The 19,558-nt window shown below is 53.0% G+C and carries 10 protein-coding genes; 8 read left to right on the top strand and 2 right to left on the bottom strand.

What is annotated here, in order from left to right; all coding sequences use genetic code 11:
• The first annotated feature begins 8 nt into the window (after positions 1-8).
• The 5 genes from FYZ48_RS01240 to FYZ48_RS01220 all read left to right on the top strand — a co-directional run bounded on the left by FYZ48_RS01240 (position 9) and on the right by FYZ48_RS01220 (position 10,291).
• On the top strand, positions 9-1,016 hold the full coding sequence (locus tag FYZ48_RS01240; RefSeq protein ID WP_149336684.1) for a Gfo/Idh/MocA family protein: 1,008 nt from the start codon (positions 9-11) through the stop codon (positions 1,014-1,016).
• 376 nt (positions 1,017-1,392) lie between these two features.
• On the top strand, positions 1,393-3,996 hold the full coding sequence (locus FYZ48_RS01235) for a DUF1549 domain-containing protein (RefSeq protein WP_187781818.1): 2,604 nt from the start codon (positions 1,393-1,395) through the stop codon (positions 3,994-3,996).
• Positions 3,997-4,032: 36 nt separating this feature from the next.
• Complete coding sequence (locus FYZ48_RS01230) at positions 4,033-5,514, top strand: DUF1501 domain-containing protein (RefSeq protein WP_198422167.1); 1,482 nt, start codon at positions 4,033-4,035, stop codon at positions 5,512-5,514.
• 298 nt (positions 5,515-5,812) lie between these two features.
• Complete coding sequence (locus tag FYZ48_RS01225) at positions 5,813-8,869, top strand: PSD1 and planctomycete cytochrome C domain-containing protein (protein ID WP_149336677.1); 3,057 nt, start codon at positions 5,813-5,815, stop codon at positions 8,867-8,869.
• Positions 8,870-8,884: 15 nt separating this feature from the next.
• Positions 8,885-10,291: a DUF1501 domain-containing protein gene (locus FYZ48_RS01220; protein ID WP_149336675.1), complete on the top strand. Its 1,407-nt coding sequence runs from the start codon at positions 8,885-8,887 to the stop codon at positions 10,289-10,291.
• A 36-nt stretch (positions 10,292-10,327) separates the two neighbouring features.
• Here FYZ48_RS01220 and FYZ48_RS01215 read toward each other — a convergent pair whose 3' ends face one another.
• Both FYZ48_RS01215 and FYZ48_RS01210 read right to left on the bottom strand, forming a co-directional pair.
• Positions 10,328-11,101, bottom strand: coding sequence for an SDR family NAD(P)-dependent oxidoreductase (locus tag FYZ48_RS01215; protein WP_149336673.1), 774 nt, complete (start codon positions 11,099-11,101; stop codon positions 10,328-10,330).
• 67 nt (positions 11,102-11,168) lie between these two features.
• Positions 11,169-12,545, bottom strand: a complete 1,377-nt coding sequence (locus FYZ48_RS01210) for an alkaline phosphatase family protein (protein WP_149336671.1) — start codon at positions 12,543-12,545, stop codon at positions 11,169-11,171.
• Between the two features lie 392 nt (positions 12,546-12,937).
• On the opposite strand from FYZ48_RS01210, the gene FYZ48_RS01205 reads away from it, so the two are divergent.
• From FYZ48_RS01205 to FYZ48_RS01195, 3 genes are read left to right on the top strand one after another with little or no spacing between them, the layout of a single operon-like run.
• The gene (locus tag FYZ48_RS01205) at positions 12,938-15,496 is read left to right on the top strand and encodes a PPC domain-containing protein (RefSeq protein ID WP_187781817.1); all 2,559 of its coding nucleotides are present in this window, start codon (positions 12,938-12,940) and stop codon (positions 15,494-15,496) included.
• 17 nt (positions 15,497-15,513) lie between these two features.
• Positions 15,514-17,790, top strand: coding sequence for a DUF1549 and DUF1553 domain-containing protein (locus FYZ48_RS01200; RefSeq protein WP_149336667.1), 2,277 nt, complete (start codon positions 15,514-15,516; stop codon positions 17,788-17,790).
• Between the two features lie 54 nt (positions 17,791-17,844).
• Positions 17,845-19,173 carry a DUF1501 domain-containing protein gene (locus FYZ48_RS01195; protein ID WP_149336665.1) on the top strand — a complete coding sequence of 443 codons (1,329 nt, stop codon included), beginning with the start codon at positions 17,845-17,847 and terminating at the stop codon, positions 19,171-19,173.
• The last annotated feature ends 385 nt before the right edge of the window (positions 19,174-19,558 follow it).

The following is a 19,558-nucleotide window of genomic DNA, read 5'->3' as shown; positions in this document are numbered from 1 at the left end:
GGTAACCCGTGAGTCAGTCAAAGGCGGTTCGATGGGGCGTGATAGGACTGGGATGGTTTGGTGAAGTTCATGCCGATAATCTGGCAGAGATGCCGGATATTGAATTGGCCGCACTCTGCACTCGCAGGCCAGATCGCTTGAAGGAAGTGGCTGACCGGCTGAACGTCTCGAAGCGCTACACGGACTATCACGAATTGCTGGCCGATCCTGATATCGATGTGGTGAGTATTACCACCCACATTCATGATCACCGTGAAATCGCTATTGATGCCTTGCGGAGTGGTAAGCATGTATTGCTCGAAAAACCGATGGCACCAACACTGGCGGACTGCGAGTTGATTCTGGAAGCAGCCGCTCAGTCAGACGGATTATTCATGGTGGGGCACATCTGCCGGTTTGATCCCCGGGTAACAATCGCGAAGCAGGCAATTGAAGAGGGACGGATTGGAAATATTATTTCGATGCACGCCCGGCGCAATCTGTCGAAGGCCATTGGTGAAACGGTGCTCGATGATATTTCGGCATTGATGGGAGACGGAATCCATGACGCGGATCTGATGCTCTGGTTCGGTCAGGCAAATGTCTCCACGGTCTATGCTCAGGAAGTCCATCCCGGCAAGAACAAATATCCGGATGCAGGCTGGTCGATTGCCCGGCTGGACAGTGGTGCGGTCGCTGTCGTTGAGTCAGTCTGGCATTTGCCGGAATCCACACCGTTTACGATTGATGCCCGCATGGAAATCATCGGCACGGAGGGGGCACTCTACATCAACTGTGGTGAGGCGGGCCTGGCGATACACGATGCGCAGGGGGTGAAACTGCCTGATACCATGTACTGGCCCCGTCCCCTGGGGAATTATTTTGGAGTGTTAAAGGAAGAGTTGCGCTATTTTGCCAACTGCGTCCGCAAGGGAGAACCACCTCAACGGATTACACCCGCTGAATCTGCTGCCGCTGTCGCCTGGATGGAAGCGGCAACGGAGTCTGCACGGACAGGGACGGTCATTACATTTTGATCTGCCACGACCCTGACGGACAGGTATTGGGGTCATACCGGTTATGCACTTCGCGTTACCTGATCGGGTTCAGATCGAAACAAACATCCAGATATGAGCCCAAAAAAGCGGGGCAGGTCGTCTCTCTGGCAAGATTCTACTGGATTTTTCGCAAATATCTTAGTATTATATATTAAATGCTCGTTAATCTGACTTTGATTTTATCTCACTGAGTGAGATACGAGTTTTCTCGCCTGAATTCTCTCCTGATGTGTAAGTTTTAAATACTTGCAGCCTCAAATTTAACACACACATTTTCACTGTGATTTTTCTGGTTCTTTCCAGTTAGAACACCGATGGTAATTGTATGATTGATATGAATAGACGAATTCTCAGTTTGCTGGTTCTCATATCAGCTGTCACGCTGGCAGCACCGGCCCAGGCCAACCCGGCTAATCGGCAGGCATTTGTCCGCTACTTTGGCAAGTACCTGGCACAGGGGCTGAATTCCTGTGGTACCTGTCATGTGCGTGATCATGCAGAAGGTGCTGAATCCCTGGAAGATTTTCCGCACAATCCCTTCGGGAATCAGCTGCGTGAAACGGCAGACAAACTGCTGGAGCAAAATCAAGACACTGATCTGGCTCTGCGACTGAAACTGATCGCCGATCAGGATGCCGACGGTGATGGCTTCACAAATCTTCAGGAAGTACTCAGCGGTACCGCGCCTGGTGATAAAACGAAATTCCCGGCTGCCGACTCGAAGAAAAAACTGGAACAACTGACGGCAGAGTTTAACGAATTCCAGAACCGCTATGCCTGGAAGCCCTTTAAACCCGTTCATCGTCCAGAAGTTCCGGTGGTAGCCGACCTAAACTGGTCCCGGAATCCTATCGATCATTTCATTGCTGCCGGCCACGAGCAGAAAGGTCTGAAACGTGCTGCGGAAGCCAGTCCAGAAGTTTTACTGCGGCGGGTTTATCTCGACTTGATTGGCTTGAATCCGACACCTGAGGAAATCCGCGCGTTTCTGGATGAGGCTAAGACGAACGACAAGGCCTATGAAGCGGTCGTTGATCACCTGTTGAATCACCCCGCTTACGGCGAGCGTTGGGGGCGGCACTGGATGGACGTCTGGCGTTATAGTGACTGGGCCGGTTACAAGGATGCCCTGCGTGTGAGCCAGCGACATATCTGGCACTGGCGGGACTGGATTATTGAATCGCTCAATGCCGACAAATCTTACGATCAGATGCTGACCGAGATGCTGGCAGCAGACGAACTGAAGCCGGATGACTGGGATGCACTCCGGGCAACCGGTTTCCTGGCACGCAATTACCACGCGGAACGTGACCAGTGGATGGATGACGTCGTGAAACATACGTCGCAGGCATTCCTGGGAATTACCGTCGGTTGTGCGAAATGCCACGATCACATGTATGATCCGATCAAACAGACTGAATACTATCAGATGCGGGCTATTTTCGAACCGTATCACGTTCGTACGGACCGTGTGGAAGGTGTACTGGATGTCTCTAAAAACGGGATTCCTCGCGCCTACGATCGTTCCTTGACGTCGAAGACCTGGTTTCTGGAAGCCGGTGACGAGCGACGTCCGGTAAAAGACAAAAGTATTCCGCCGGGAGTCCCTGAATTCCTGGGAGGGAAATATGAAGTCGAGCCGGTCTCACTGCCGCTGGTGGCCAGTCAGCCTGCCCGGCGCGAGTTCGTCAAGCAAGATCTGCTCGATCAGGCCAAAGGGACTATGGAGCAGGCCAAAGCACCGGAACAGCGGGCTGCTGCTGAAAGTGCACTAGCAGTCCTGGAAGCCCAGTTTGCCATCGAAGCGATGGAAGTCGCCGGTGATAAAAAATCGGATGCCTGGAAAACGGCAGCACAGAATCTGGTGAAGTTGCAGCGTGAGGCTGCCGTTGAAGAGGCACAATGGGTATTAACCTCTGCTATCAAGCAACAGGAGCAGGCCGCTGCGGCGCTCAAGAAAGCTGAGAAAGGAAAGAAAAAATCGAGTATCAGCAAAGCGAAGCAGCAGTTGAAAAAAGCGGAACAGGCTCACAAGGCAGCAGAAACTCAACTCAAAAAAGCAGAGGATGCAACCAAAGAAAAGCTGACAACGAAATATACACCGCGTAAACAGTCCAAGTATCCGGAAAGCAGCACCGGGCGTCGTCTGGCGTTTGCCCGCTGGTTGACCGAACGTCAAAATCCGTTAACGGCCCGTGTGGCGATGAATCATATCTGGTTGCGGCATTTTGGTCAGCCGATTGTGCCAACCGTCAATGAGTACGGCGGAAACGGTCGTGAACCGACTCATCCTGCGTTACTGGACTGGCTGGCAGCGGAATTCATGGACCGGGAGTGGAGCATGAAGGAGATGCACCGGTTGATCGTTACCAGTTCAACTTATCGGATGGCAGGGACTGGTGCCCCCGAGAACCATGCGATCGACCCCGATAATCTTTTCCTCTGGAAAAAATCAGCACGCCGGATGGAAGGGGAAATCGTGCGGGATAACCTGCTCTACATTCCCGGTCGACTCGACGCTGAGATGGGGGGGGCGGACATTGATAACCACCAGGCCCAGGATTCTCGTCGCAAGAGTATTTACCTCCGGCACGCACATGAAAAGCTGGTTGAGTTCGTACAGATCTTTGATGGTCCCAGTGTTTCTGAGTGTTATATGCGGGAGACGAGTGTGCAACCGCATCAGGCACTGGCGCTGGCCAACAGTAAGCTGACTTTCCTGGCAAGTGAAGCCCTGGCGTCTCAGATTGAAGAGACGACCACCGGAGACATGGACGCATTTATCGAGGAGGCTTACCTGCGAATTCTCTCGCGTCGGCCGGATGAAGTTGAACATCAGCTCTGTCGGGATTTTCTGATGGCGTCTGTCAAAGCAGAGGGTAGTCAGCCGACCAGAGAGCAGTATCAAAAACTGATTACCGTATTATTCAACCATAATGATTTTGTCACGATTCGCTGATGAATCCTGACCGGAATGGGATTGGAAAGTAATAGAATGTTTAATTCACCCCAGATGAACCGTCGCACGTTTTTAAACGACACCGGCATGGGAATGACGGGCATGGCGCTCTCTTCGCTTCTGTTTCAGGAAGGCGAACTGCAGGCTGCAGAAGCGGGACTGGTTCCGCACATGGTGCCGCGCGCCAAGTCGGTGATCTGGATCTTTCTGATTGGTGGTCTCAGTCACCTGGAAAGTTTCGATCCGAAACCAGCTCTCAATAAATACGCCGGGAAGTCGATCGATGAAACTCCCTATGCAGAATCTGTGTTGAATAAGGACAAGATCAATAAGATCCTGCTTGACCCGTCCAAGCAGAAGCGTGAAGTGTTCAAAGCCATTATGCCTTTGCAGACAGGCTTTAAAAAATATGGCGAAAGTGGTCTGGAAATCAGCGACTGGTTCCCGCATCTGGGGACCTGCGCGGACGACCTGACCTTAGTCCGTTCCATGTGGACGATCGACAATAACCATGGTGCTCAGCTGACTTATCATACCGGCCGCAAAATTACGGAAGGTGCTTTTCCGACCGTGGGCTCCTGGGTCAGTTACGGTCTGGGAACGGCTAACCAGAATCTGCCGCATTATGTCGTGCTGGGGAACCCAAGTGCTGACTGTTGTGGTGCCGCCTGGACACACGGATCCTCTTATTTAGGGCCGGAACATGCGGGTGTTCGGATGGAAGTGGATCCGAAAGATCCGCTCTCGTTTGTGCGGTCTGCCGATGATTCAATGACTCCTTCGGAACAACAGGAAATGTTCGGCCTGCTGGGGAAACTGAACCGACACGCCGGAATTCAATACCCGGATGACAAAAACCTGAAAGCACGGATCAAATCATACGAACTGGCATTCCAGATGCAGTCCGCTGTTCCCGAAGTCATGGCTTTTGAAGAAGAATCACAGCATGTGCAGGAACTGTATGGTCTGAATCAGTCAACCACCAAAAGCTTCGGTGAGAAATGTCTGGCGGCCCGGCGTCTGACCGAACGTGGCGTGCGGTTTATTCAACTGTTCCATGGCTACCGTGGTAATGCTGGTGCCTGGGATTCTCATCGCGATATTAAACGCCTGCATTCGCAGCTTTCGGCCCAGGTCGATCAGCCAATTGCCGGTCTGATTAAAGACCTCAAACAGCGTGGCCTGCTGGATGAGACCATGATTGTGATCGGCTCTGAATTCGGACGAACCCCTGGTGCAGAACACCGTAATGGGAACAGCACTGTCCAGGGAACAGGCCGCGATCATCACCCGCATGGATTCAGCGTGGCGATGGCCGGTGGTGGAATTAAAGGCGGGCACATTCATGGTTCGACAGATGAACTTGGGTTCCACGCTGTTGAAGACAGGCACTATGTGACCGACCTGCATGCCACGGTATTACATCAGATGGGCCTGGATACGACCCGGCTCAACTATCCCGGCAGACAGCGTCTGGAACGGGATTATGGTGAAGTAATCCACGACATTATCAGTTAAGACGAGCCCCGTTCCTGGTTACGCTTGCTTCCCGAGAGAGCATACGTCGCCAGATTGACGAGATCTGCTTGCAGGTGGTCTGAGCACAACCTACACTATAGGTTTAATGCTGTTTCGTTTGTTTTACTAATGTCCAGATCAGCATCCTTGCCTGCCTGAATTCCTTTAGTCAGCTGTAACTTCTGCAGACTCATGCCCTCCTGATTTCTACCGGAAAGAATGAGCTCAGAATCCTCAAGCACGAGTTACAGCTGAGAGAGCAGCCCAGGGTGTTCGTCCTGTGTGGGAGAGGTAATCAATGAGACTCGGGCTCGCGTCTGTTTTCTGTTTCTGCCTGATCATCAGGCCCGTCTGGGGGGAGATCCCGATACAGTTCAATCGGGATATCAGACCGATACTTTCGGACAAATGCTTTGCCTGCCATGGCCCGGATGAGAAAACACGGGAAGCCGATCTGCGTCTGGATGATCGTGATTCTGCACTGCGTGACCTGGGAGGAACGCGGGCGATAGTCGCCGGTAAGGCCGATGAGAGCGAACTGATCCACCGTATCACTGCCAGCGATGAAAGTCTGGTGATGCCCCCGGCTGAGCATGGCAAGCCACTGAGTAAGGCTGAAATTGAGCTGCTGCGGAAGTGGATCAATCAGGGGGCAGCCTACCAGCGGCACTGGTCCCTGACACCCCTGGTAAAGCCTGCAGTGCCTGAGCTGAAAGAGAAGCAGAATCTGCATCCGATTGACGCTTTCATCCAGCAACAACTCAAGGACAATGGGTTTGCTCCTTCGCCTGAGGCGGAGCCGAGAACACTGGTCCGCCGCCTCTCTTTTGATCTAACCGGACTGCCTCCCGATCCGTCGGTGGTAGCAGCCTATCCTGCGCATCCAGGAGACGTGGCGTACGAAAAACTTGTGAATGACTATCTGGATTCTCCCCATTATGGTGAGCGACTGGCACTCTACTGGCTGGATCTGGTCCGTTATGCAGATACGCTGGGTTACCACGGCGATCAGGTGAGAAGCGTGTCCCCGTATCGGGATTATGTCATCAACGCATTCAACAGTAATAAACCCTTCGATCAATTTACGATTGAGCAACTGGCAGGGGACCTGCTGCCTGAAGCTGACCTCTGGCAGAAGGTGGCTTCGACGTATAACCGGTTGAATCGCGCTTCTGGAGAAGGGGGAGTGCAACCTAAGGAATACCTGGCGAAATATTCTGCCGATCGAGTCCGTACGACGGGCTCCGTCTGGCTCGGTTCTACGGTCGGGTGTGCGGAATGCCACGATCACAAATTTGACCCTTTTACGACGAAAGACTTTTATCGCTTCGCTGCTTTTTTTGCGGACATTAAAGAGCAGGGGATTGTCCGTGGTGCCCGGCACATCGAACAATTGCCGGTACCGACTGAGGAACAGGCTCGCCTCTCAAAAGAGTTAGAGGCTGCAATCAAACAGGCAGAACAGAATTATAATCGGGAAACCACCGAATTAACCGCCGCCCGACAGGAGTGGGAACAACAGGTCCAGGCCGATTTTGATCGCTGGACACTGCTCAAGCCTCAGGAAGTAAGCTCAACAGGTGGGGCGAAACTAAAAGTGCTCGAAGATGGCTCGATTTTGGCCAGTGGCAAGAATCCGGATAAGGATGAATATGTGCTGGAAATCAAAGACAGCCTGATTCCTGTCACAGGTCCCGTGGCACTGAAACTGGAGCTGTTGCCTGATCCTTCTCTTCCTCGCAAGGGGCCGGGACGTGCTGGGAATGGGAACCTCGTGGTCAACGCAGTGCAATTGATGGTGGGGAAGCAGAATGTCAAATGGAAGAAAGCGGTAGCTGCTCATTCACAAAATGGTCACACGCCCCAGAATGTCGCTGATGAATCTGGAACCGGCTGGGCTATTCTACCGCAAATTGGAAAACGCAATCACCTGCTACTGTCAGGGAAGGTTGCCGATTCCAGTGAGAAACAACCGGGAGAAGGGACTCCTTCCTGTCAGATTCGTATTATTCAGCGACATGGGAACGGGCATAACCTGGGGCGGTTTCGATTGTTTATTTCCTCTGATCCGAGTGTGATTCAATCAGGATTCGCATTGTCTGATGAGATCCAGAAAGTACTGAAAGTCAAAACTGAAGCGCGTTCTGCCGAACAGCAAAAACAACTGGATACCGCGTTTCGTGAATCAACGCCGCTGTTAAAAGAGAGCCGTGAACAACTGGCTCGATTAAGACAGCAGCAGGAGCAGTTGAAGAATCAGATCGTCACGACACTGGCGACAACAGCTACAACGCCGCGTACCATGCGGGTTCTGCCACGCGGGAACTGGATGGATGATTCCGGCGAAGTTGTGGATCCCGGAGTACCGCACTTTTTAGCTCCGCTTGATTTACCCGAGAATCAGCGGGCGACCCGCCTGGATCTGGCACGTTGGATGACGTCGCGCGAGAATCCGCTGGTAGCGCGCACGTTTGTGAATCGATTGTGGATGCTCCTGTTCGGACAGGGGCTGGCTCGTACGGTCGATGATCTGGGTTCACAGGGAGAGATGCCGACCCATCCTGAACTGCTCGACTGGCTTGCCTGTGAATTTATTGACAGCGGCTGGGATGTCAAGCACATGGTGCGACTGATGGTGACCTCGCATACCTATCGTCAGTCTTCTGCCTGGACAGCCGCATTACGAGAGCGTGATCCGTATAATCGCATGTATGCACGTCAGTCACGCTGGCGTCTGGAAGCGGAAATGATTCGCGATAATGCTCTGCAGGTCAGTGGACTGCTGAATCTGCAAATCGGAGGTGAAAGTGCCAAACCTTATCAACCAGCCGGATACTGGGCACAATTGAATTTTCCCAAGCGGACCTATCAGTCGGACAAGGGAGATCAGCAATATCGCCGGGGTTTATATACGCACTGGCAACGTACGTTTCTGCATCCCAGTCTGCTCGCTTTCGATGCGCCGGCTCGTGAAGAATGTACGGCGCAGCGTTCCCGATCCAATACGCCTCTGCAGTCCCTGGTGTTATTAAATGATCCGACTTTTGTGGAAGCGGCCCGGGTACTGGCGACGCGCGTGATTCAGGAATACCCTGAGAAACAGTTTGACTCACAGTTGAAGTGGCTGATGCAACAGGCCTTAATGCGGGAACCACGGCAGGATGAAATCAAGCTGCTGAAGAGACTGTATGAGGAAGATCTGCAGGCATATCGTCAGTCGCCGAAGGCGGCAGTAGAGATTCTGTCTGTCGGTTTAAATCCAACCCCTGAGAAAATCGATCAGGCGGAACTGGCTGCCTGGACGAGTGTGTCGCGCGCTGTTTTGAACCTGCATGAAATGATCACACGTTATTAAACTGAGGAATTCTCCATGTCAAATCTGAATGTTACGCGACGGAGTTTTCTGCGTCAGTCTGCGCTCGGAATCGGGCCGGCGGCTTTACTGTCGTTGTTATCACGGGATGCCCAGTCCAGTGATCTGGGGCAGGGGGTGATCGGGAAACCGCATTTCCCGCCGCGGATTAAACGGGTTATTCATCTCTGTATGGCGGGAGGACCGTCTCATCTCGAAACATTTGACGACAAGCCGACGTTACGCGAGATGCACGGCAAACCGATGCCGGAATCTCTGACGAAGGGGCAGCAGGTTGCTCAGTTGCAGGGACGCGAACTCAAATGCTTTGCTCCGCAATTCGAATTTAAAAGTTTTGGCGAAAGTGGCCAGCGGATCTGTAGTCAGTTCCCCCAGATTGGATCTGTGGCGGACAATCTATGTATTATCCGGTCGATGTATACGGATCAGATCAACCATGACCCTGCTCATACGCTATTTAACACCGGTTCCTCGCAGGCAGGACGCCCCAGCATGGGGTCATGGCTGTTGTATGGCCTGGGACAGGAATGTGATGACCTGCCCGGTTATGTTGTGCTGACCAGCGTCGGGAAGGGGGGACAGGCACAGCCGATTGCCGCCCGTCAATGGCACAGTGGGTTTCTACCTTCACGCTTCCAGGGGGTTCAGTTTCAGTCGACGGGGGCACCAGTACTTTACCTGAACCGACCTGATGGTGTGTCGATGCAGCAGCAGAAGCGGCTCGTACAGACGGTCAACCAGTTGAATCACAGCTTCGATGACCTGGTGCATGATTCTGAAATCGCCACCCGGATCGGGCAGTACGAAATGGCATTTCGGATGCAGACCAGTGTGCCGGGGCTGATGGATCTGGCGAGTGAAACCAAAGAGACGTTATCAGCTTACGGGACAGAAGGAGGCGATGGAACCTATGCATCCAACTGCCTGCTCGCACGACGACTGCTCGAACGTGGCGTGCGTTTCGTGCAGTTATACCACCGTGCGTGGGACCACCATGGCGGGATCAAACGTTCGATTGAGATTACCGCGAAAGAAGTCGACCAGGCGACCGCGGCTCTGATTCGCGATTTGAAACAACGAGGACTTTATGATGACACGCTGATTGTCTGGGGTGGTGAATTCGGCAGAACCCCGATGGCCCAGGGATCCGGGCGAGATCACCACATCAAAGGGTTTTCTCTGGTACTGGGCGGGGGAGCCATTCAGGGCGGTAAGAGCTATGGCACGACGGATGAATTCGGATACGCGGCGGCAGAAAATCCCGTGCACGTCCGGGATTTTCATGCGACCTTACTACACTTGTTCGGCATTGACCACAGGCGGTTTAGTTACCGGTTTCAGGGACTCGATTTCCGTTTGACTGGTGTGGAAGAGGCGCATGTGATCAAGGACATCGTCTCCTGAGGCATGAGGCTTCCTGAAACTGTTCGCTGGACAGGTTCAGGGTAGCATGCAGCGTCCGCCGCTAATGACCACGGTCTGGCCGGTGGTAAAGCTGCTTTCTTCAGAGAGCAGAAAAGAGACCATTGAGGCGACCTCCGAGGCCTTACCCATGCGTGGGATAGGGGTGGCCTGAATGATTTTTTCGAGATCATCCTGATTGACACCAGAGAGGATTTCAGTGTCAATCAGTCCTGGGGCGATGGCATTGACGCGAATGTTATCGCCTGCCCAGGCGACGGCGGTGCTCTGGGTGAAGGAGACGACGCCTGCTTTACTGACTGCATACGCGATCGACATGGGGCGGGGCATCAGTCCGGAGAGGGAACTCATGTTGACGATCCGTCCGAATTTTTGGTGCAGCATGCCCTCCCTGACACGCCAGGTGACCAGGAAAGTCCCTGTCAGGTTCACTTCCAGCATCTGCCGCCATGCCTCTTCGGTTAACTCGGTATGCGGCTCGTAACTGAAGATGCCGGAGTTATTGACCAGCAGTTCCACCTGCCCCCATTCCGCTTCGATCTCGCTGACCATCCGGTCGACCTGTTCGCTCGAAGAGACGTCGGCCTGAACGAGCATGCCAGTCCCTCCAACGGTCCGAATCTGCTGCAGCGTCTCTTCTGCATCTTCCTTTCCCTGGCGATAGTTAATGGCAACGCGGGCCCCTTCTTCCGCCAGACGCAGGCAGCAGGCCCGCCCGATTCCCCGTGAGCCGCCTGTTACCAGGGCGATACGATTCTCAAATCTTTGTGGGTGGGTGGTGGACGCTGACATGGTTACCTCTGGAATGATTGACTTTTTTTTGAGGATAGAAGGAGCCCTGAATGATTGCGCGGGAATCTCAATCGTCCAGCAGGGCCGGCATCAATGGCTTTCCCTGAGCCGTCGGAAGTTCAACTCCCAGCAGGCGGGCCATTGTAGGGGCGACATCCAGACTCTGAATTTTGCCCAGGTTGGTTCCGGGTTTAATGCCATAACCTGAGATCACCAGAGTAGCCAGCATGTCTGGCTGGTCCGGGAGGTACCCGTGTGTTCCGCCAGGTGTTTTCCGTGGAACGACGGTTTCATCGCCAGAATCACTGTTGGTGAATGAGTAACCGGATTTTGCCGCCAGCCACAGATCGGGGGCGTGCGAGTCTTCAGCGGGAGTCGGCTGACCCAGTTTTGTGTATTCCTCTTTACCGAGTACTGCCTGGACCCCTTCCAGCTTAGCAAGTTTCTTGCGCAGTTTTTCGATTGTTTCTTCGCGATGCTTGTCATCCAGTACATAGACCATACAGCCGCCGCCCTGAGACAGACAGTAAGCCTGCTTTTTATCTTTAGAAATCAGGCCTTCCTGTTTGAGGAGCACATTCGGGCGGATGTCTTTTGAGATTGGGAAGAACCCGTGATCGCTGGCCACAACGAGTGTAGTTTTATCTGCGTGTGGGGAAAGTTTGATGGCTTCAACAATATCACGCAGGCGATCGTCGGCGTAGCTCACAGACCAGTAGGCTTCGGTGCTGCGGGGGCCATGTTTGTGTTCCACGTGGTCGACTTCAACCAGGTGAATGACCAGCAGGTTAGGCGGATGTTTCTGGAACAGATGTCGGGCCATCCGGGTATAGAGCCAGTCGCGTTTGACACCTCCGCCGCTTTCACCAGTCCAGGCACCATGTTCGTCAACAGGGAGACCGTCCTGACGCAGTTCTTCCAGCCAGATCTGGGTGCCGTACTTAGGCCAGGCTTCTTTGCCAAACATGTCGGGTACGGTCCAGTCCAGCGTCCGGGCATTGCGGGACGCTGGCCAGATGATGCCGGCGGTGACCAGTCCAGCCCGGTGGGCTACGTCGTAGATGGTAGGAACTTTGACAATCTGATCTTTGTCGAACAATGGATCTGGAATGAAGGGGACGGGAGTCGCACTTTTGCGATCGAGGTAATTGTTGCCGATCACACCGTGTTTAGCCGGTGTTGTACCAGTGACCAGGGTCGTATGGTTAGGCCAGGTGACAGTGGGAAAGGAGCAGACCATACCCTGAGCACGAGCTCCTTCTCGGGCGAGCTTGCGTAAAGTTGGCATGTCTGCTTTGGGATCGTCCAGATAAAAATTTGCCAGGCCATCCACACTGACCAGGACCACACAGCGATCCGAATGCGGTTCTGCCGCAGCGCAGGTTTGTGGCAGATAAGACAGTATCGTGCCAGTCAGAATGAAAGCAAAAAGCATCACGCGCATGATGAGAACTCCAGTTCGAATAATGAGATTGCCCGGCTTGTCAGGATGGAAAGGAAACAGGCAGGCGGAGGCAGATTTTTATTTATTGTGTTATCCCCATCACAGCAATGCAACCGTGTTGGTATTAAACGGAGTCGTGATCTAGATGGGGCTCTACATCACGTTGAGTCTGCCATCTCAGATTGAACATTTGAAACGGTATTGTTCGATAATGACCCGCTTGAACTGGATCAGCACCTTGACTAAGCATGGCCCTGTCGCATAAACTAACGTTTATGGAATGTTTGTTCCAGAGATAGAAATACTCGCGCCAGTTAGGCTGAAACCAATTCTTTCATATCTCAGCGGCGGATATGTGAAGATGCTTCAGAAATCTAAGGGAAGAGCGTATCGTGAAACGACCGGGTCGAGTCAGTCTGTTTGCGCTCATATTCCTGATTCAGGTGCTCGTATCATCTGTTTTGACCGCGGCCACGCCTCCCATTCTGAATTCCGTTTTTCCTTGCGGAGGGCAACAGGGGAGCAGCCTGGAACTCAAGGTCGCTGGCACCGGGTTAGATGAAGTTTCCCGTCTGATTTGCAGTCATCCGGATATCTCTGCAGAGAAAATCAGTAAGGATCAGTTTCGGGTTTCGATCCCTGCCAGTGTCCCGGTTGGCACCTATGATCTGCGTGTTCTCTGTCGCATCGGTTTAAGTTCTCCCCGGGCTTTTATTGTGGGGAATCGGTCTGAAGTACTCGAAACGGAACCGAATGAAAAGCTGAAATCAGCACAAGCTGTTTCACTGGATGTGTCGATCAATGGCTGCGTCAGCCAAAAAGGGGACGTGGATGTTTATCATTTTCAGGCCAGTCAGGGGCAACGGGTCGTCCTGGAGTGCCGGGCAGAACGCATCGATTCAAGCCTGCGTCCCATTCTGGAAGTCTTTGATTCCCAGGGGAGGCGTCTGGCGGTCAATCGCGGGTTCTTTGGCAATGATCCTCTGATTTCGTTTCGAGTCCCTGCAGATGGCAGTTATGCAGTCAAAGTCTTTGATCTGATTTATTCCGGTAGCCCGAATCATTTTTATCGACTGGATATCGATACCGGGCCACGGATGCTGTTTACCGTACCTGCAGTCGTGCAATATGGGGAGACCGCTCCGGTTTCAATCTACGGCTGGAACCTGAACCGACTGAAAAACAAATCTGAGCAGCAACTCGCTCAGGACGCAGCTTTAGAAGCAACAAGGCGGTCGCTTGAGCTGGGGGATGCAAGTAGTAATGAACAGCCACTGTTAAATCAGAGTAGACCCACCGTGGGTAATGCCCTTGAGCGGCTGGATCTGACGATCAAAGCTCCAGCAGACAATGATCACACTCTTGTTCCCATGCGCAGGGGGAGCGAACAGACTGATCTGGAAAGCTTTGCGTTTCAGTTAGAAGAAGGTCACGCACCACAGTCAATCAGCCTGACCGATTTACCGGTCGTGCTCGAGCAGGAAACGCATCAGACTGCGCAAACGGCTCAACAGCTTGCTTATCCCACCGAAGTCAGTGGTCAGCTGATAGCCGGTGACGAACAGGACTGGTATGCCTTCCAGGCCCGGCGGGGGGAAGTACTCTGGTTCGAGGCCTGGGGACAGCGGATCCATTCTCCCGTGGATCTTGATATCAGCCTGCTGGATGGAGCGGGGCAGAAGGTCCTGGCACGATTTACGGATCACATCAGTAACAGCGGGAGCAGGCAGTTTTCGCTGAGTCATCTCGACCCTGTCGGTAAATGGGTGGTGCCGGAAGATGGACGCTATCTGATCATGGTCCGCAATCTGCGCGGTAGTCTGGATGATGACCCGCGTCGTGTGTACCGATTCAGTCTCAGACGGCAGGAACCGGAGTTCCACCTGGCGGTCGTCCCACACCATCAAAAGCAGGCCTCTCTTAATATTGAGCGTGGAGGTCGCGCTTTACTGGATGTGTATGCCATCAGAAAACGGGGGATGACCGAATCCATACGAGTAAGTGCTGTTAATCTTCCCCCGGGAATTGAGTGTCCGGATGTCTGGCTGGGACCCCATACAGAACGGGCACTGCTGACCGTCAGTGCTTCCGAGTCTGCACCTGCTTTTGTTGAAAATCTGCAGCTGAAAGTCAGTTCTGCACAGGGCGCGGGCGGGAGAATCAGCGGTGGAACTCTGGTCAGAACGGACTTACCGAACGCCACTAGTCGGCTGACGACAGGCATTCCCCTGGCTGTTACTGACACAGCGCCGGTAAAGATTACCGCCAACCCCCAGTTAACCCGTAAGCACGATCTGTTTGGTGAGATGAAACTGCGACATGCACCCGGCTCGGTACTGGATGTGGCGGTCCAGGTTGATCGGCGCGATCTGAGTGATCAGGCGGAGGTAAAGCTGCAGGGCATAGGGCTCCCGCAAATGATTCAAAATCAGAGTGCCGTGATTCCTGCAGGAGTAAATAAGGGCTATCTCAGTTTTTACCTGCCACCTTATTTGCCGGAGGGGCAGTACACGCTGACGATTCAGGCAGAGACGAAGGTGACGAACCCCGAATCCAAAAAGAAAACGTCGGTCACGCTGTTCAGCAATCCTGTCAGTTTCGAGGTGAAACCGGCTGCGTTCGTGGTCGCCGTGGATACAGACGCTCCCAGGCAAATCCGCCGCGGTGAAACGATTCAGGTGAAATATTCGGCCCGGCGGATTAATGGCTTCATCAGTAAAATTCATACCGAAGTGGAAGCCCCTGCTCTCAAGGTAGACGGGCTGCGTGTGCGGGGCGTGACGTTCGTCGGACAGACCGAAGAGGGGACACTGCAGATCATTGCCAATGAGGATGCCCCTCTAGGGAAACAGCCTTTCATACGTCTGTCTGCGGTCGGTGTTGTGGAAGACCAGGCGGTCTATCATGGAAGCTGTTTCCTGAATCTGGAAATCACCAATTCAACTGAATAAGAGCGAAGTGAGATTTCATGTTCCGTCTCCTATCTGAGCAGAATTCAAAAACACGAAGTTATCGGCTGATCTGGATGATCGTCTGCCTGTTGGTATCAGGACAGGGCATGCTGGTCGCTGCTGAGAAAATGCCTTTGGCTGATGACTCAGCGAAGCGGAAGGTTTATTTCACTACAGATGTGGTGCCCCTGTTGACCAGGTTGAACTGCAACAGTGGGGGCTGTCATGGAAAATCGACGGGGCAGAACGGGTTTAAGATCTCGCTGCTCGGTTTTGATCCTGCCATGGATTATACTGCAATTGCGCGGGAATCACGGGGGAGGCGAATCTTTCCCGGTGATCCTGACCGGAGCCTGCTGCTGCTCAAGGCGACGGGGCTGGTGCCCCATGGTGGAGGGCGGTTACTGGAAGCAGATTCCGCGGACTATGCGTTGCTGTATGACTGGATCGAACAGGGAGCCATCGGCCCACATCCGGATGATCCTGAAATTAACAAAATTGAACTGTCGCCCGGTAACCGTGTTTTTCAGCAGCGCTCCAGCCTGAAGCTGCAGGTGACAGCTCACTTTTCAGATGGGACTCAGCGAGACGTCACGCACCAGTCTATTTACGAATCAAACTATCCGGAAATCGGCAAGGTTGATCAGGAAGGTCTGATTACCACTCAATCGCGTGGCGGAGTCTTTGCCGTGATGGCCCGCTTTGGAGAGAAGATTACTGTTTTCCAGGGAGTGGTTCCCTATCATTCCACGGGGCAGCAAAATTTCGCAGGGTATCCTTCGGAAGAGAAACTCTCGAAGATCGATCTGCACCTGGTAGCCCAATGGAAAAAACTGGGGATTCTACCCTCGAAACCAGTAGATGATGCGACCTTCATCCGCCGGGTCACTCTGGATATTTGTGGTACCTTGCCTACGGTTGACGAAGTCAGGCTGTATCTGGCGGATTCCCGACCTGACAAACGGGAGCGATTGATCGATCGACTGTTGGAACGTCCCGAGTATGCCAGTTACTTCGCTTTAAAATGGGCTGATATTTTACAGAACCGGGGGAGCGGCTATGGCACTCGCAATCAACGGGCGGGGACGATGTTGTTCTCTGCCTGGATTCGTGATTCCATCGCAGCCAACAAGCCCTATGATCGCTTTGTGACTGAGCTACTGACTGCCACTGGCAGGCAGGCTCAGAATCCGCCTGCGATCTGGTACCGTTCGGTCCGTTCGACACCTGATTACGTGGAGTCGGTGGCACAGGCGTTTTTAGGTGTCAGGGTTCAATGTGCCCAGTGTCATCATCATCCCGCAGAACGCTGGAGCGAGGACGATTACTATTCTTTCGCTGCCATCTTCAGTCGCGTGGGACGCAAGGGGGGCTTTGCTGATGCCGAGGTGCCGACCAATGAAGTGATTTATCTCAAAGATGAGGGAAAAGTGCATAACCCTCGGAGCGGGAGACTGATGCAGCCCCGTCCGCTGGGAGGTCCTGATTTTGAGGTGTCACGTTTTGACGACCCCCGCCGCAACCTGGCAAAATGGATGACCAGTCCGGAGAATCCCTTTTTCGCCAGGACGATGGTGAATCGGATGTGGGGACATTTTTTCGGTCGGGGAATTATTCACCCGATTGATGATGCCCGCAGCACGAATCCACCTACGAATCCGGTTCTACTCGATGAACTGGCCTATGATTTTGCTGCGAATGGGTATGATGTGAAGCAGCTGATTCGAGAGATCACGAATTCCTATGCGTATAGTCTCAGTGCTAATCCGAATGAAACCAATGCCGAAGATAGTCAGTGTTTTGCCCGTTATTACCCTAAGCGACTTTCAGCGGAAGTCCTGCTGGATGGGATCAGTCAGGTTTTAGATGTTCCCACTGTTTTTCCCGGGGGGCCAGGGGTATTCCCTGAAGGGATGCGGGCGGTAAATCTACCCGACGAAAATGTACGTTTCAATTTCCTGGATGTCTTTGGGCGACCTGCCCGCACATCGGCCTGTGAGTGTGAGCGGACCGTGGATCCCGCCTTGTCGCAGGCGCTCGAACTGGTGAATTCGAAGGAGATCCAGCGAAAACTGACCGATAAAAATGGTTACATCGAACTGCTGGCATCGAATCAGAAAACGCATTCAGATAATGTCCGTGAGATCTTTGTACGGACTTTGTCACGGCCCCCGAGAACATCAGAAGTCGAAACGGCTGTGAAATATCTCAATAGTGAAAAGAATCGGCATGAGGCGTATCGTTCACTGGTCTGGGCGCTCCTGGCCACGAATGAGTTTATGATGAATCATTGACAGATTGTTATTCCAGGCAAAATCCGCCTGGAACCGTTGTGGGAGACGCGTTTGATGTTATCCTTGTCAGGAAATCAATATTCCAATTGTGACGGCGTAAGTCGTCGCAATTTCCTGCAGTTGGGAGCACCCCTGTTAGGTCTGGGACTGGCTGACCTGTTTCAGGCCCGTGCCACGGCAGCAGAAACGGTGCGGCCGAAGTCCAATAAATCGTTGATCGTCTTCTGGACTCATGGTGGCATGAGCCAACAGGATACGTACGATATGAAACCGCATGCTCCGGCTGAATATCGTGGGATGTATCGACCCGTATCTACGTCCGTACCTGATATTCATGTGACAGAACGTTTTCCCCTGCAGGCGAAGGTGATGCATCACATCTCGCAGGTCAGGTCTGTGCATCATGAAAATGGGATCCATGCGCCCTCTGCACACTGGATGCAGACAGGTTATTTTGGTCCCACACTGGCGCGAAATGCTCCGCAGAAGCCTTCTTTCGGTTCTGTGATCGCACGAACCGTTGGTGCGCATTCCGAGCACATGCCCCCCTATGTTACTATCCCCAAATCGGAAGCCTTTGGTTATCAGGGTGCCGTGTACCTGGGGAAATCGTATAACCCGTTTGAAGTGGGAACGGATCCAAATTCCAAGAACTTCAAAATTCCCAACCTGGCTCTACCCGACGGTCTGACTTTAAAAAGTGTCGAATCACGGCGGGAACTGCTGAAGCAGTTTGACACTCTGAATCGCGAGGTTGATCAATCGGGAGTCATAGAGGGGTTGGATACCTTTAAACAGCAGGCCCTGGAAATGGTAACGGGCGAACGGGTTCGTAAAGCCTTTGATTTGAGCAGCGAAGACAACCGGTTGCGAGATCAGTATGGTCGGCATCAATATGGTCAAAGCGCATTACTGGCAAGAAGGCTTGTCGAGGCAGGCAGCAGTTGCGTGACCATCAATACCGGCTACTGGGATCATCACAACGACATCGAAAAAGGGCTGGAGACACATCTTCCGCCCCTGGACCAGGCAATGGCAACCCTGATCGAAGATCTGGAACACCGGGGCATGCTGGATGATGTGATGATTTTCTGTGCGGGTGAGTTTGGCCGGACGCCCATGATCAATGGCCACGCGGGGCGGGATCACTGGTCAAACTGTTTCACCGTGATGTTCGCTGGCGGCGGCATCAAAGGGGGACGCGTGGTGGGGGCCAGTGAAAAATATGGTGGTGCCGTGGTCGAACGAAAAACGACTCCCCTGGATCTGCTGGCAACAATTTATCAAAAAATGGGGATCTCTCTGGAAACTCACTTCGATGATGCCTCAGGCCGACCGACCAGCATTGTCGGGACCGGAAAACCGGTTCACGAACTTTATTAAGTAGATGAGACTCAGAAAGTCTGTCGGTCCCTGCTTCACACAAGCTTCATAAGCACACCAGTCTGTCCATCCTTTTCAAAAAAGCTTTTCAAATTTCATCTGGACACAGGGGAGGGGGACCTGTTTAAATCGAATTGTTCTGAGCCTGGATTGGTTCCAGGTAAAAAGCATTTCTAAAAATCGGACATTGCTGTTTGTTCTGGGCCGAAACAGCTTCCGCGCCAAGAGATTCGCGGGAACCTATAGAGCATGTGGCCGACTGATTCCCTTCCGGTCTTCTGCTCACGCCCGACGATAAGCAGTGTTACGATGAGTCTTGCACGTTTCAGTTTCATCTGAATCCTGAAGCCGTGCCAACTTCATTGTTTTCTCATGCTGGCCTGCT

This window comes from Gimesia chilikensis (assembly GCF_008329715.1).
Taxonomy (GTDB): domain Bacteria; phylum Planctomycetota; class Planctomycetia; order Planctomycetales; family Planctomycetaceae; genus Gimesia; species Gimesia chilikensis.
This window is presented reverse-complemented; position numbering and strand designations above follow the sequence as displayed.